Here is a 15616-nt window from a genome sequence, read left to right on the forward strand (position 1 = left end):
CGATTGTTTTTTTCATTTATGATTTTTAAACCTTGCCATATGGGAATACCCCATTGGCAATATACGCTTAAGTTTTGGAATAGGAATCCTGATAAAAAAACAGGTCTTTTCGCAGTGACTGGAATTTGTGAATGCTCAAATGATGAGCCGGAATCGATGGTGTAAAGTGTCTGGTTCTGGCAGATAAAACGGAAATGCAGAGCCGAAAAATGCGTATGATAATTAAACGCAGATAGCTGGCTGGTTCAATTAAAGACTTAGTTATAAAAGGAATTATTTGGCATGGATTACGGCTATTGGTTCACTGTAATTGCAATTTTTGTCACTGGGCTTGTAATGGTTATGCAAGCAATCAGTTATTACCGAACTGGTGTCTACACCAAGACTTTCAAAGGCACGTCCAGATGCGAGCTTATCAAGAGGGCTGACCGGCCTCACGCATACTGGTTCAATCTTAGCTTGCATATGCTCGCTGGTGTTGGAGGGGTTTACTTCAGTCTATGGTTTTTGCAATTCGATCCAACAGTGAAGGAGTGGTATGAGGCTCTTATAGAGTCCCTGTCGCACCGAATTTTGATGTTATTTTCTTAAAACCCGACCCGCTCCGGCAGGTTTTTTATGCCCGTAAATTGAGGTTCCTATGGATGTTAATGCTTACCGTGTAGCCGTGCGGCTGGCGCTGGATGACCAGATTACGCGCAACCTGCTGCAGGTGAGCCGTGATGCGATTGAACTGAAAAAGAAGTTCCTCACCATCACCAGGAACATTAAAGCACTGACCAGTGCGGCACGCGAGGCGACATCTGCGCTGCGGGCACTCAATCGCTCCCTCAATAATATGTTCTCTGGTGCGTCACGCGGCGCGCGTGAGTATGCCGGTGCCATCCGCGAGATTGCTGACCAGACACAGCGCATCAACCGGGCCTCCCGTAATGTGCCACTGCTGGCGGGCAGCTACGGTGCAGCCATAACGTTGCCCGTTCGGGCTGCTGCTGGTGCCGCGGCTGCAGGGGGCAGCAGTGGATATGGGAACCATGGCGGAGGACCTGCGCTGCCTCCTCCTGCAGGAAACAGTCGCTGGTGGCATGGCTGGAATAACGGCGTCCCTCCTGGTGGATGGGGTGGCTCTGGCCACGGCGGTGGTAATGGCCGGCCACCAGGTGGAGGCTCATATTCAGCCGGTATGACCAATCTGGCCACCGGCTATCTGGGCTTCAGCATGCTGAAGGGTTTTGTTGACGAGGCTGCCCGGTACCAGACCATGACTAAGAAGTTCAGACAGTTCGGCATGAGTCAGGCGACCACAGAGGAAGCAATGCATTTTGCCGAAACCACGTGGGTCCGTGGCTCATCGGCTACTGACATGCTGAAGTATCTGGTGGAGGCGCAGGGCGTATTCAGCGAATCCGGCATGAAGTCTGTGGAGGAGCAGCTGCGCGCGGCGAAACTGGCTGCCCCCGTGCTGGCCCGTATCACATTCGCCTCACGCGTTCTGGATGAGCACCAGCGCGAAGCCACGGTTGCGAAGCAGATGGATATGCTGCGCTTTACTGAGACCGCGGGCGGCCTGAAAAGCCCTGAGCGGATTAACCGACTCATTGACGCTGCCTTCCGCGCAATCCAGTCCTCCGGGGGCAATGTCGATTTCACCCAGTACCGTCAGTTTATGGCCAAAGCCGGCACTGCTGCGTTCGGTCTGAGCAATAAAGCGTTGTTTGCCGAGCTTGAGCCGATTATCGGCGAGCTTAAGGGCAGCTCAGCGGGTGATGCGCTGATGACCGCTTACAACCGGTTAAACGGCATTATCAAATTACCTAATCAGGTCACGCATGACCTCATGAAAATGGGTATATGGGATGCCAGCAAAATTGAGCTCAACGGCCTGGAAGGCATAAAGCGCTTCCGTGGCAACCCGCTTATCAATGCTCAGCTCTTCAGCCAGTCGCCGGTTGAATACTATGAAAACGTCATCCTGCCCATCTATCGCCGTAATCATTGCACAGAAGAACAGAAGCAGCGTGAGAATGCCCTGATATTTGGGCGGACTGGCGGCAAGATGTTTAACCTTATTGACAAACAGCTTGAGACTATCCATCACCGTACCGACGCCTATGGCATCGTACGGTGACTGAATGACGCTTATGGTGTGGTCGGCGGCACCTATAACGGTAAGAAAATCGACTTTCAGAAAAAGTGGGAGAACCTGCAGCTGGTGATGGGCAGGGATGGCGGCATGCTGGACACCTTCACACAGGGGCTGGATAACGATGCTGATTATCTGGTTTTCCATGTATTGTTATAAGCCAGAAATTGACTAAGAAGGAGTAAGACTTGTCACGCGATATCGGTATTTACATAGCTAAAAAAAACTTCCCTCCTACTTCTCTTCTTAGGGATTCAATCATTCATGCAGGGTTTCCCTGCGTACTGGATGATGAATTTGATCCTTTAACGTTCAGCGGCTTCTTACCTTGCCCTGTTAATGGTTCAATTTCAGGTTTCGAGTATTATGTACATGTAGTGGATAATGATGGTGAACTTAATGAGTTAAATGCTACCTTCGTTCCGGATTTAGCAATTGTTTTATCAACAGGCAGATATGAACTTGAGTGGGTCTCTGCCTTAGCGACGGCATCCTGTATTGCAAGTCTTGCAGGAGGGCTTGTAGTTGATTATTTAACTGGTAATCAATACTTTGCTGATGATGCGGTTAAATGGGCTAAAGCTGAGGTATCGAAAATACAATAGTAGACTGTTAGGGTTCAGTCTTTCGTAACCTGCTACCAATGGCACTGTCAGTTCACGCTGTTATCGCTGGAATCTACGCCGAGATTGCTACTGTTTCCACCATTGTTAGCAGAGCCGCTATTCTGGCAACCTACATACCCTCCAATAGCACCTGGAACTCCGCCATAAACAGCCCCTTCAGCAGCCCCGGCACCCGCGCCTGCTACTACCCCTCCAGGGCCGCCAGCGAGGCCCGTGACACCGCCACGGATAGCACCGGCCACAGCACCACCCGTTGCACCGTTAACACCCCCCTTTAATCGCGGCGTTGGTGCAGTTTGAGCCTTCGTAACCTGAGTTAGCATTACCGCCAGAGACGATATTACTTTCATTTTCGGTCAGTTCTCTAAGCATGTCATTTATCCTCTTCTTGAAACTAATTTTGTTACTATCACGTTTGAGATAATTACTGCTACAGCAACTATTAATGAAATGGATAAAGAAGGATGTGAAACGTAAAAAGCACTTTTCGAAATGAACTTAACAATTACAGCTGTAATCGCAACGCAAAAAATTAAAGTAAGTATCTCTCTTAGATAACTGATTTCATAGTCAAGTCCTCATATTCGCGTAAATAGTATTAACAAAAAGATTACATATAAAGAGTAATTAGTTGACAATATGGCGACGTTTTGAAAGAAATGCATACAAAATGTTAACGGTATTTTTTGGAAAGCTTAGTGAAAAATCTTTTACAGCGTTGATTTTTATGGTTATTTATTAAATTTAATTCCAGGCTGGCCCCGTCTTTCTGGAAAGTGTCACAATATTTTTTGTAATCATGATGACGGGAGATTATCAAATGCGGTTCATATTAACTGAATCTTTCAGGAACTATGAATGTCCGCTCTAAATCAAAAGCGAGCGTTTCCGAAGTGAAGTTTTGTTGCTCTTACAGACTGCAATCATGCGCTTTCAAAAGACTTATGTCATACATGGCTAATTGAAACGATTATACCAAAGCCGATCAACAGCAGGCTGAATGAATACTTTTGGATTCGCTGCAAATGACGGCTTTTCCAAAAAGCGGCCATACAAAACGATTACTCCCGCCGAATCACCTCTAATGATTTTGTAGATGCGCAGAGAAAAAATTTATGGGTAAGGTAAATTGTCCGCTTCTCGCTCTTTGCAGACTAAAGCAGTAGTAAAATTTGCGACGGAATAAATAACCTGCAAGCCATCTATTGATTCTGCGGGGTGGGTTTTGCGTTGGTAAGCCATCATTGGAGCGGCAATTTAACGGAAGGCATAAAAAAACCCGCGTTACACGGGCGTAAAGTTGTTCAATTGGGGCAAACCATCTATCAGCCCTGGCTGATAACACGGAGGATACACATAACGCCATTATTAGGAAATAGACGTTCAACAATTTATTTCGATTGACTCAGGTTGCAAAGTCAGCTTCGGATATCATGCCTTTAGGATGGCCTCATAACGACCGTCAGATAAAAATTCAGCGCCATCAGACCCTTTACAAATCTGTTGTAAGCTTCGCCTTGATCAAACCTGCCAACTGCAATTACTGTTTATCCATACAGTATTAATCAAAGGGGGAATTATCATGCCACGCGACTACGAAATCATGATGGCTTTCAGGCAGGCGATTAAGCGCGATGCTGAAGGCCGATTCACCATCAGCACACTCGACTTTGTAAAAGAGCCTGGCCAGATGAACTGGCATTACACACTTAACTCTGCGAATAAGTGGATAGAGACACACACGACACCGGCATATGAAACTGGGCGTGATGCTTGGTGACTTCTTCAGCCAGGGGTGGCTCAGCTAAGTCTGTTTGACGAATATCAGCCGCAGGCGAATAGCGAAGCTCTGATGCGGGTGATTGATGGGCTCAACCAGAGCGGCAAGGCCAGTCTTTTTTTTGCAGGGCAGGGTATCCAGAAATCCTGGTCAATGAAGCGGGATATGCTTTCACCGGCATATATCACAAGGGTTTCGGACCTGCCGGTGGTGTGATGATTATTTCGCATTTTCACGTGTAGTGGCATGGAGATACGCAATAGTTTATTACTGCCAAAACAGGGTGGCTCAATCTGTTTGTGGCTTTCGCCCTCTGTCATGCTTGGTTCACTGGTCCAATTATCGCGCATCATGAGACAGTCGACGGACCGGGGCGTAAGGGGATCATTTTGCCGGGAAACATTACTGCCACGATTGAAACGGCAAATGATCCGTAAGGTTTACAATCTAAATCTGGTGACTTCGCCATAGATTTCAAAAGTGTACATAGACATGTACATGATAAAAATCAGTTACAAAAGCCCGCCCAAAAACCCTCGAATTACCAAGCATGTATGCGCTGTGCTGTTATAGTTGCGCTTTATATGGGAGGAACCATGAGCGAACTGATTGATATTTTTACAAGTCATAAAAGTGAACGCAGTTTCACTGAGCAACCTGTCGATGAAGCGGTACTGGATCGTATAATTAGTACCGCTTACCGCGCACCCACATCAGTAAACTCGCAGCAGGTTTCTGTTGTCATTACCCGTGATGCCGGACGTCGTGCCGAGATCGCTGCCATCGCGGGCGGTCAGCCGTGGATCGCCAAAGCACCCGTGTTTATCACCTTTGTGCTGGATATGCATAAATCAGCGGTCGGCATGGCCGCTGTCGATCAGCAGCAGATCGCTCATCAGAGTATTGAGAGTATCGTATCGGGTTCAACCGATATCGGCATTGCGCTGGGGTCAGTGATGGCCGCGGCACGTGCAGAAGGTCTGGGCATTGTGCCGATTGGTGGTATCCGTCGCGATCCGCAGGCAATGATCTCACTGCTCAATCTTCCACCGATGACCTTCCCGGTTGCCGGCGTGGTAATCGGTCACGTTGACCAGCCCGCTCACCAGAAACCACGTCTGCCGCTGGCCACTTTCCGCCACGATGAGACCTACCAGACTCAGGGTCTGGAGCAGCAGATTGCGGCTTATAATGAAGAAATGGTTCAGCACTGGAAAAACATCGGACGTGATGACGGTGAGAGCTGGAGCGAGAGCGTCAGCGGTTATTACAAGAACATCTATTTCCCGGCTGTACTGCCCGCACTGCTGAAGCAGGGTTTCGGCACAGATAAATAATTTACTCTTTGTTGAGTGAAACGCAGGGCCACTCGCACACCGTTGCGGGTGGCCTTTTTCATTTTGTTACTATAACGAAATGTGACTTTCCAGGTTGTAACACATAATTTCCCTGTTAACCGAAGCGCAACTGCCTTTAACACTTACTTTCCAGGGAAATTACATGTCTCAGCGTTCACTTTATGCGCTCTGTTTAATGAGCTTTTTTCTGGCCGATGTCCGCGATGGTCTGGGGCCCTTTCTGGGGATATTTTTAACGGAACGACACTGGCGACCAGACGAAATTGGTCTGGTGATGACCTGTGGCGGAATAGCCGGATTACTTGCCACCCTGCCTGCGGGCATCGCTGCCGATGCAACCCGCCATAAAAAAATGATTGTGCTGCTTGGCTGCCTTGTCATCACCGTTGCCACGCTGCTGCTGTGGTACAGCAATCAGACATGGACGGCGATGGTCTCACAAATCGTGGCAGGTATTGCGGCGGCCTTCATCGGCCCGACCGTTGCGGGAATTACCCTGGGTCTGACCGGTCAGCGTGGTTTTAACCATCAGATGGGACGCAACGAAGCCTTTAACCATGGCGGTAATACCATTGCTGCACTGCTGGCGGGTTTCTCAGCGTGGTACTGGGGAATGGGGGCGGTTTTTATTCTGATGACCGTGATGGCGGTTTTCGCAGCCTTCGCAACGCTGGCGATTCGCGGTGACGAAATCGATAACGATGTGGCGCGTGGATATGAAAAACAGGAAGAGCGACAGCCTGCGCTCAACTTATCGATGCTGATACGTAAACCCGCGCTCATGATAGCTGGCGTGACGTTACTGCTGTTTCATCTTGCCAATGCCGCGTTGCTGCCAATGCTGAGCATGCGCGTTGCTTCGGCTGGGGGCCAGGCGGCAGTAAGTCCGGGGCTGTATGCGGCGGCAACGGTGGTGATTTCACAACTGGTAATGATCCCGGTTGCGCTGTGGGTGTCAAAGCGCGTTGAAACGCAGGGTTATCGTCTTTTCATTATGGTTGCGCTGATGATTTTACCGCTGCGCGCGGTAATTGCGGCAGGTTTTGCCGAGCCGATTTTTGTTATTCCGGTTCAGGTGCTGGATGGTATTGCGGCTGGAATTCTCGGTGTGGCGGTGCCTGGCTACATTGTTACGTTGATGCGCGGCACGGGGCATGTTAACGCCGGGCAGAGCGTCATTATGCTGATGCAGGGTGTAGGTGCTGCGTTGAGTCCTGCCATGACCGGCATGATCGCCGCACGTTATTCCTATAGCACGGCGTTTGCGGTACTAGGAGCGATAGCGCTGGCCGCGCTGATTTTATGGTGGCGTACCGGCAGTTCACCCGCCACCCGTCTTGCCTGATCGGGCACAAAAAAGGCTGCCCGTTGGGCAGCCTCTCCTGGCAAATCCGTTTGCGACCATCCGTTATTTATACAGTTCTGCGGTCATGTGAACACGGTTATTGGTGTTCGCTTCCGTAATTTTGTACTGCGCGCCCTGTTCCTGAGCCTGAGCAGCGATTTTAGATTCTGCGCCATCCAGTGTGGATGAGGTCACAGAAACAGTCTCAGCAAAGCTGCCAAACGAGATCATTGAGAGTGCAGCGATAGCGGCGATAGAGAGTGCTTTTACGTTTTTCATGGTCATATTCCTGAGTGATGAATGGGGAGGTTGTCTGCCTCCGATGGGAATAATAATAACTCAGGTTATCATATCGTTATTAACTATTAGTGCGGAAATGGTGATCATGCTAATTGTTTGTCTGTGAGTCAGAAAGCTCCCGTGCCGTTTCCATGATTAACGTCCTGAACCAGCGATGGGCTGGATCGCTGCGATAACGTGTATGCCAGCCCATTTCCACAGGAAACGTGCCGAGATCGACAGGTGCGGGAACAATTTTGAGTCGCGGATCCCGGGAAAGGTGCTGACAGATCAGACGTGGCAGGGTGGCGCAATAGTCTGTGACTGCAATCATTTCTGGCACGGCGAGAAAATGTGTCACGGATACGGCAACCTGACGACGCAGACCGCGCTGTTCAAGCGCCTGATACAATCCTGCACGCATACGGCCAGGTGGCAGAACATTGACGTGTTTAAGCTGCTCATACTGTTCGGCACTGAAGCTATCGCCTGCAAACGGATGATCTGCGCGTAATACACAGGCCAGACTCTCATTCATCAGGTGCTGCACCACCAGATTATCGGGAGGATCAACGATTCGACCCAGCACCATATCGGTGTTGCCGGAAATTACGCCGGTTTCGGTGACGTCATTGCCAAAAGGGGTGAGGCGAAGCCTGACATTAGGTGCTGAAGTCCGCAGGCGAGCCACAATGGCAGGCATCATGATGAATTCAACGTAGCTATTCGGTGCGAGAGTAAATAGCCGTGTGGCATGCAGGGGATCAAAATCCTGCTGGCCCAGAATCACTTTATCGATGGATGACAACGCCGATCCAACCACCTGAGCCAGCTGTTCGGCTTTTGGCGTCGGGCGCATCCCATAACGTTCACGAATGAATAGCGGATCGTTGAGTGTCTCACGAAGCCGGTTCAATGCATTAGATAGCGCCGGCTGGGTGATACCCAGTCGTTCTGCTGCGCGAGTAACGTTACGCTCTTCCATCATGACCAGCAAAACTGGCAGTAAATTCAAATCGTATTTCATTGAGCTATAATGCTATGTGAATAGCTGAAATTGAAGAGATAAATTTCATAAATATTCTTAAGCCCGCCATGATTAATGGGTCAACGCCGTGACTGGCGGCTTACACGCAGATTTTGAATATTCTTACACCTGAAACCGACTGACTGTTATATGGAGCGTAAATGAAAATTTTAATGGTTTTGACCTCGCATGATGAGTTGGGTACCACCGGCAAGAAGACCGGTTTCTGGCTGGAAGAACTTGCCGCGCCTTACTATGCCTTTCTTGATGCGGGTGCTGACATTACGCTGGCGTCGCCAAAAGGCGGACAGCCGCCACTTGATCCAAAAAGTGATGAGCCCGATTCTCAGACCGATGAGACCCGTCGCTTCCATGCTGATTCTGCTGCTCAGGCTGCGCTGGCTTCGACTGTCAGACTTGATACGGTGAACCAGGATGCATTTGATGCCGTCTTCTATCCTGGCGGTCATGGACCGTTGTGGGATCTGGCAAATGACAAACACTCCATTTCATTGATCGAACAAACGCTGCAGGCTGGCAAACCGGTTGCACTGGTTTGTCATGCTCCCGGTGTCCTGCGTGATGTGAAAAATGCGGATGGCACGCCTCTGGTTAAAGGCAAAAAAGTTACTGGCTTCACAAACAGTGAAGAAGAGGGCGTTGGCCTGACGGACGTAGTACCGTTCCTGGTAGAAGATGCATTAAAACAGAATGGCGGTATCTACTCACGTGGCGATGACTGGCAGTCCTACACGGTTCAGGATGGCCTGCTGATTACTGGTCAGAATCCGAGTTCATCGGCTGAGACCGCAAAAGTGTTGCTGGCAAACCTGAAAAAATAAAGCAGGTTTTGGCATACACTGGTTGAGGGGCGCCTGCGGGCGCCTTTTTTATTACCGCCGTGCGTGGAAAATAAATAGTGACCTGCTGAATTATTTATATCGAATAGATTAGGCTTCAATTATTCTTAACCTTTAGAGGAAATCTGCGGGCTTGTGCAGAGATTAAATAATTAGTAAACCCTTCTACTGCAGATATAAACATGTCTTTAATAACAGTGTTGACATCGTTTTTTATATGCGTAAAGTAGAACTCATCAGCGGCATGAAGCAGCCCTGATACACCAGAAACCTACGGTGTTAAGCGTAAAAGGTGTCGACGAATATTGGTTTAACATCGTCGGCGGTTCTGTTAAACATTGTTCTTTGAAACTAAACATTAGTTAATGATAACCCTGTTAAATGGAGTCGAAGTAAGTTTTAAGGTGTTGTAATATGTAGTTTGCAGTATCGCGTCGCGATGATGTAAGGCCTCGTAGTTCTGAACGTTACGTTACGACAGGATACGATTGCGGTTTAAACGTCGTAATGAAAGTAAGGCAACGCATCAAAGAGTATATATCGCGATGGGGGTGTACAGATTTATACGGGCCTGACCTGTCTTTGTCTCCTGAAAGACTATCAGGTGGTGAAAACCGCTAATGGTAATGACATTTTTGTTTCGTGATCATTATTATCCGCAGGATCTGTTCATAAATAGTAGTATCGAAGCAGTACCTTTCAATTAAGTTAGTTAATGGTAAACGTTAAATCTGTCGTACCTTAAAAGCCCTGGCTATTTCAGTCAGGGCTTTTATCATTTTAAGATGCGCATCCGGGCCTGAAATATACAAAGTATATTTATACTTTTGTGGTTGTTTATATTTGTAACATTTAAATAACTCCTGCAGACTCCGCGGCCTGAATTAAAAAGATGCCCGAGGGGATAAATATCCTGCTCAGTGCCGGGCTGGTTGCTGTGGCCGAGTGTGGCAGGGCTGCCTGACAGGCAGCGCGAAAATCAACTGCATAAAAATGATGGGCATGAGATCAATCACAGGATCAATCCGGCACCTGGACAGATGCCGTCTGATTATTCTCATAATAAGTAACTAAGCCGTCTATCCGCTCATCGCGTTTGGGTAGCGTCTGCCTGACGCGCCAGCGTGCGGGCCAGAATAGATGAGTAGAGTGGTTTTCCTCCCAGGAACTGTGCCAGTAGCGTAGCGCCCAGACAGGTAATGATCATCGGCAATATCAGCTGATAGTTATCTGTCATTTCCAGTACCAGCACAATGCCGGTGAGTGGTGCTCTTACCGAAGCCGCGAACAGTGCGCCCATCCCTGCGATAGCAAAAGTACCCGCATCAAGATGGTAAAACGGAAACAGATCCGTCATTGCCACCCCAAATGCTGTACCGAGTAGTGTCCCTAATGCCAGCATCGGGGCAAAGATACCGCCGGGTGCACCTGACCCAAAACAGAGCAGAGTCGTTATCAGCCTGACCAGGAAGATAACCAACAGCAGGGTGAACGGGAAGAGACCATGAACCGCCTGGGGAATCAGTTCAGAACCGCCGCCTGCGCCTGGAGCGAACAGAAGAGCCAGAATGCCGCAACCCCCGCCCAGCAATGCGCCTGCCAGTACCACACGTGCCGTTTTACCCGCGTACAAGCGGGCAAAAAGATCCTGCGTGATGAATATCAGACGGTTAAATAAGACGCCGACCATACCGATAACCATACCCAGTATCAGATAGAGCCACAGCGTCTGCACTGGCGCATCAGCCAGCTTGCCAACGGAGATGACTGCCTGTTCGCCGTTGAAATAGCGAAACACGATGCTCGCCATAATGACGCCGGTAAACACAGCTTTAATCGAAATCAGGTTATAACGAAACTGCGGGCGCATCTCCTCGATGATAAACAGGATGCCCGCCAGCGGTGCATTGAAAGCAGCAGCCAGACCGGCGGCCGCACCGGTAGCCAGCAGCGTATGTCGGGCTTCATTACTGCGCATTCCCAGAATATCAATGACCATGCGTCCTATGTTCCCGCCCAGCTGTACCGTTGGGCCTTCCCGGCCCAGCACCATTCCGGCACCCAGCGTGCCCATGCCGCCAAAGAATTTCACGGGAATGACCCGCCACCACCGCACAGGTCTTAGCTCTTCAAGCGCCCCTTCAATTTCAGGAATGCCCGAGCCACCCGCTTCGGGAGCATAACGTCTGACGAGAAAATAGCCGACCATCGCCAGCAGAGCCGAGATGGCAAAGGCAGTGGCGTAGAGCATCCAGCCTTGTAACTGCCCTGAAGTCAGCGTGTCGGCACGCCACTGCTGGATGGTTTCAACGGCGCGTGCAAATGCCACGCCTGCCAGGCCAACCAGCGAACCGACCAGCGCAGCACAAAACAGCATCGCCAGCGGCGTTTTATCACGATAGAGAAGGGCGCGGAACATCCGGCTACGCGCTGCAATGGAGCGAGGAACATAAACCGGCTGCGGTGATTCTTCGTTCATTAAGACATTCTTGTTTAAACAAACCAGCGTGCCAGTTTACTGAGTGGTAAAGTGAAAACAAACGCCAGGATCAATTTCGCCTGAGGAAAAGTGTTACTCGGTTTGTGGTGGACAAACCACTTGTGCCACGCGTTCGCGATAGGCTGGATTGTCATGATTTTTCAGGGCCTGCACCGCTGCTTTTAATGTTGCCTGATTCTGTTCCATGTTCTGTTTATCGTTGATAAACGTCTGCCGCAATTTTTCATCAGATACGGCGGGCAATATCTGACACTTCTGGCGCAGATCATCCGTTATTTGCTGCTGCCGCAGAGCAAACTTCAGGGTGTCATACGGCGCGGCGACCACAACCAGTGGGCTTAACAGCGGCAGAATAAAAAGTGTATTGCGGATCACGTTCATGATGATCTCCTCACTGCTGAATCAATAATGGCCGTTCAGCAGCTTCGATTGGAATAAATCGCATTGAGTGATTAGTCTGAGCACAGCACCATCAACCGGTGGCGGTCATATCGCCACGGCTGACGCAATAATCATAGCAATACTGGCGCAACAGGGAGCTGATATGCAGCCACATTCCACTGAAATTCTCACCACTGACTGCTGTATTGTGGGTGGTGGTCCTGCGGGATTAATGCTGGGCTATCTTTTTGCCCGCGCGGGACTGCGTGTCATAGTGATCGAAAAGCACGCCGATTTTCTGCACGATTTTCGTGGTGATACCATCCACCCCTCGACGCTGGAAATTATGCATCAGCTCGAACTCCTGGACGCTTTCCTGAGGCTACCGCATCAGCGTGCTGAAAAGCTGGAGGCGGAGATAGCAGGACAGAGCATTACAATGGCTGATTTCTCACGTTTGCCGGTTCAGTGTCGCTTTATTGCCTTTATGCCTCAGTGGGATTTCCTGAACTACATGGCAGAACAGAGCATCCGCTATCCCGGCTTCAGTCTGCTGCAATCAACGTCGTTTGAGTCGCTGAAATATGAGAATGGCACGGTCAGTGGCGTGACGGCTTCTCGTGGGAATCAGCAGCTGCATATCACATGTAAACTGGTGGTCGGTGCCGATGGCCGCCATTCCCGTGTGCGCGAAGCGGCCGGGCTGACGGGACAGGAATTTGGCGCAGCGCGCGATGTTATATGGTTCCGCTTAAGTAAGCAGCCACAGGATCCCGACATTGGGATGGGACATAAAGGACCCCGTCAGAACTTTATCGTTATCGATCGCGGTGATTACTGGCAGTGCGGGCTGACCATTCCGAAAGGAGAGTTTGAAGCGAAACAGGCTGCCGGACTCGACGCGTTTAAAGCAGAGGTTGTGGCACTATCACCTTTTGAAGCGACGCGCATGGCAGAAATCGAGAGCTGGGAGGCGTTTAAGCTGCTGTCGATACGTATTGACCGGCTGGATAAGTGGGCCAGACCCGGCGTGCTCTGTATTGGTGATGCGGCTCATGCCATGTCGCCAATTGGCGGGGTGGGTGTAAATCTGGCGATTCAGGATGCAGTTGCGACGGCCAACCTCCTGACGGAATCCCTGAAGCGGGGTGAACTGCAACTGCGCGATCTGGAAAATGTGCAGAAACGACGTCAGTTCCCTACCGTCGCCACGCAGTTTCTTCAGATTAAAATGAGTCGCAACAAAGCAAATAGAAAACCCTCGGGCAGTAGCAAGATTCCTGCGATTATCCGTCGCCTGCCATTCTTGCGTTTCGTGCTGGGACGCCTGATTGGTCTTGGCTTCAGACCGGAGTCGCCACAGGTTGCGCGCGTGAAAGAAGAGCGTTAAATGGTTTCGACAGCGATCATATATCGTGCGACACTGTTTCGCTGTGAAAGTACTGTCAGATTGAGCCGTTATTTATCTGATAATTGGGCGTTAATTGAGCATTTGTAAGCTAAATTATTTCGATTTTTGCGCCTGCATAAGAGAGGTTTCAGTGCATAACGAGCAAAACGGCAGCGACGTAAAACGTCTTAGTGCAATTAAGGCACTTTTGTCGCCAGATGAAGCACGGGACAAAGTGCTGGAGAGATTTGTTAATCTCGCCAGCCAGGTGCTGGGTATTTCAGGCAGTTTCATTTCGATTGTTGACGACCACAATCAGTATATTAAAGCCTCACGTAACTTTGATCTTAAGCAATCGACCCGCGATGAGTCTCTCTGCCGCCATGTTATTGATGGTGAAGGGCACCTGGTCGTGTATGACACTTTACTGGATGAGCGCTTTGTTACTCACCCGTTTGTTAAAGGCGACCCGCATATTCGCTTTTATGCCGGCGTTTCGCTGCAGAACCTCGACGGTGCCGTGCTGGGCACACTCTGTGTAACTGATACGCAGCCACATCCCTTTGCGGATGACAAACTCGTCACGCTGCGCTCACTGGCTACGCTGGTTTCCTCTTTTCTGGATGCCTGGAATAACGCGGGTTTTGCCGACGTTATTACGCATCTGCCGAATCGTCCCCGCCTGATTCGTGATATTCATCAGCTAACCCTGACCGCGCCTCATAGCCGTTTTCGCCTGATTCTTATCGACTGTCTCGATATCATTCGCGCTTATGAACTTACGCGCGCGGTAGGCGTTGCGCCGATGGAAAAACTCCTGAAGCAGATGGCGCAGGATGTCGCAAACCGGCTCAATCTGCCGGAGAATGAAACACTCTATTCGTTTGCACCTGGCCGTTTCGCCATCGTTCAGCCCTATTCGGATCGGTTTACAGCACACAATATGCCCGACCTGTTTAAAGGCATGAAGGCCGACCTGGCGGAAAATATTACGCTCGATCTGAATGTCTTTACTGGCGAAACAGAGTTTGTTCCGGGCCAGATGAATGCGAATGAAACCATACGTCAGGCCGTGAGCGCGCTGCATGAGGCCATTGATGAAAACATCAATGCAATGTCGTTTGACGAGAGTTACGACTCGCGGCGCACCGATGATTTTATGATCATGAACGATCTGGCTCAGGCGCTGAATAAAGATGAAGAGCTCTATCTGGCCTGGCAGCCTAAAGTGTGCCTCAGAACTGGTAAGACGGTCGGGCTGGAGGCGCTGATTCGCTGGAATCATCCTGAGCGAGGTGAGCTCTTTCCATCCGAATTTATTCCGTTAGCGGGTAAAACCAACCTGATTTCCGATCTGACCAACTGGGTTATCGATCACACCGTTGAACAACTGGCGCGCTGGAATCGCGAATATGATCTGATTCCGGTCTCAATCAACGTCAGTGAGCGCGATTTCGCCAGGCCCGATTTTGCCGATGAGCTGGTGGCTAAACTCGCGGCCGCTCAGTTGCCTAACGCTATCCTGGGCATTGAGTGTCTGGAGAATGAACTGATCACCAAAAGTGATGTGGCGATAAAAGGGCTGGAAGCGCTGAAATCTCACGGTTTTGTGATCTCACTGGATGATTTCGGCACCGGTTACAGCAACATTAGCTATTTGCAGGATATCCCGCTGGATGTGATTAAAATTGACCGGTCACTGATCTCGCGTATGGGTGAGGATGACGCATCGAAAATCATCGTCAGATGCATTATCCAGATGCTGAAAGAGCTGAATTATACCGTGCTGGCTGAAGGCGTCGAAACGGAAGCGACGCTGGGATTACTGAAAACCTACGGTTGCGATCAGATTCAGGGTTACTTCTTCTCAAAACCTCTGCCCGCCAGTGACATTGAACACTGGTTGTTTCAGAAGTCTCATTAATAA

13 protein-coding genes and 1 pseudogene are annotated in these 15616 nt (G+C 49.8%); 10 read left to right on the forward strand and 4 right to left on the reverse strand.

From position 1 onward, the window contains the following. Nucleotides 1-640 precede the first annotated feature (640 nt). The 7 genes and pseudogenes from KTJ90_RS19910 to KTJ90_RS19940 all read left to right on the forward strand — a co-directional run bounded on the left by KTJ90_RS19910 (nt 641) and on the right by KTJ90_RS19940 (nt 7252). The gene (locus KTJ90_RS19910; protein WP_499026985.1) at nt 641-2128 is read left to right on the forward strand and encodes a hypothetical protein; all 1488 of its coding nucleotides are present in this window, start codon (nt 641-643) and stop codon (nt 2126-2128) included. Nucleotides 2129-2146: 18 nt separating this feature from the next. Beyond that, nucleotides 2147-2302 carry a hypothetical protein gene (locus KTJ90_RS19915; protein WP_003848176.1) on the forward strand — a complete coding sequence of 52 codons (156 nt, stop codon included), beginning with the start codon at nt 2147-2149 and terminating at the stop codon, nt 2300-2302. Nucleotides 2303-2331: 29 nt separating this feature from the next. Beyond that, nucleotides 2332-2748, forward strand: coding sequence for a hypothetical protein (locus KTJ90_RS19920; RefSeq protein ID WP_008924579.1), 417 nt, complete (start codon nt 2332-2334; stop codon nt 2746-2748). Nucleotides 2749-4351: 1603 nt separating this feature from the next. Next, entirely contained in the window at nt 4352-4549 is a 198-nt protein-coding gene (locus tag KTJ90_RS19925) for a hypothetical protein (protein WP_499026987.1), read from the forward strand. Further along, nucleotides 4515-4765: pseudogene (locus tag KTJ90_RS19930) on the forward strand (DUF4113 domain-containing protein); the annotation flags it as partial. The gene KTJ90_RS19925 and the pseudogene KTJ90_RS19930, both read left to right, overlap by 35 nt. Nucleotides 4766-5145: 380 nt before the next feature. Next, the gene (locus KTJ90_RS19935; protein ID WP_008924582.1) at nt 5146-5886 is read left to right on the forward strand and encodes a nitroreductase family protein; all 741 of its coding nucleotides are present in this window, start codon (nt 5146-5148) and stop codon (nt 5884-5886) included. A 163-nt stretch (nt 5887-6049) separates the two neighbouring features. After that, nucleotides 6050-7252 (forward strand): MFS transporter, encoded by a 1203-nt coding sequence (locus KTJ90_RS19940; protein WP_003848188.1) that lies wholly within the window; start codon nt 6050-6052, stop codon nt 7250-7252. Between the two features lie 63 nt (nt 7253-7315). Here KTJ90_RS19940 and KTJ90_RS19945 read toward each other — a convergent pair whose 3' ends face one another. After that, nucleotides 7316-7531, reverse strand: a complete 216-nt coding sequence (locus tag KTJ90_RS19945; protein WP_003848189.1) for a YdgH/BhsA/McbA-like domain containing protein — start codon at nt 7529-7531, stop codon at nt 7316-7318. Nucleotides 7532-7640: 109 nt separating this feature from the next. After that, a complete protein-coding gene (locus tag KTJ90_RS19950; protein ID WP_003848191.1) occupies nt 7641-8558 on the reverse strand; it encodes a LysR family transcriptional regulator in 918 nt (305 codons plus the stop codon). Between the two features lie 161 nt (nt 8559-8719). Between KTJ90_RS19950 and KTJ90_RS19955 the strand changes: the two genes are divergently transcribed. Then, nucleotides 8720-9400: a type 1 glutamine amidotransferase domain-containing protein gene (locus KTJ90_RS19955; RefSeq protein WP_499026989.1), complete on the forward strand. Its 681-nt coding sequence runs from the start codon at nt 8720-8722 to the stop codon at nt 9398-9400. Nucleotides 9401-10505: 1105 nt separating this feature from the next. Here KTJ90_RS19955 and clcA read toward each other — a convergent pair. Both clcA and KTJ90_RS19965 read right to left on the reverse strand, forming a co-directional pair. Then, the gene (clcA, locus tag KTJ90_RS19960; protein WP_457171601.1) at nt 10506-11897 is read right to left on the reverse strand and encodes a H(+)/Cl(-) exchange transporter ClcA; all 1392 of its coding nucleotides are present in this window, start codon (nt 11895-11897) and stop codon (nt 10506-10508) included. A 93-nt stretch (nt 11898-11990) separates the two neighbouring features. Then, on the reverse strand, nt 11991-12299 hold the full coding sequence (locus tag KTJ90_RS19965) for a YicS family protein (RefSeq protein WP_003854940.1): 309 nt from the start codon (nt 12297-12299) through the stop codon (nt 11991-11993). Between the two features lie 163 nt (nt 12300-12462). On the opposite strand from KTJ90_RS19965, the gene KTJ90_RS19970 reads away from it, so the two are divergent. Together KTJ90_RS19970 and KTJ90_RS19975 are read left to right on the forward strand one after the other, a co-directional pair. After that, the gene (locus KTJ90_RS19970) at nt 12463-13689 is read left to right on the forward strand and encodes an FAD-dependent oxidoreductase (protein ID WP_140033912.1); all 1227 of its coding nucleotides are present in this window, start codon (nt 12463-12465) and stop codon (nt 13687-13689) included. Between the two features lie 151 nt (nt 13690-13840). Then, a complete protein-coding gene (locus tag KTJ90_RS19975; RefSeq protein WP_110411923.1) occupies nt 13841-15613 on the forward strand; it encodes a sensor domain-containing phosphodiesterase in 1773 nt (590 codons plus the stop codon). Nucleotides 15614-15616: the final 3 nt, after the last annotated feature.

The sequence above is a fragment of the Pantoea jilinensis genome (assembly GCF_019104105.1).
Taxonomy (GTDB): Bacteria; Pseudomonadota; Gammaproteobacteria; order Enterobacterales; family Enterobacteriaceae; genus Pantoea; species Pantoea eucalypti.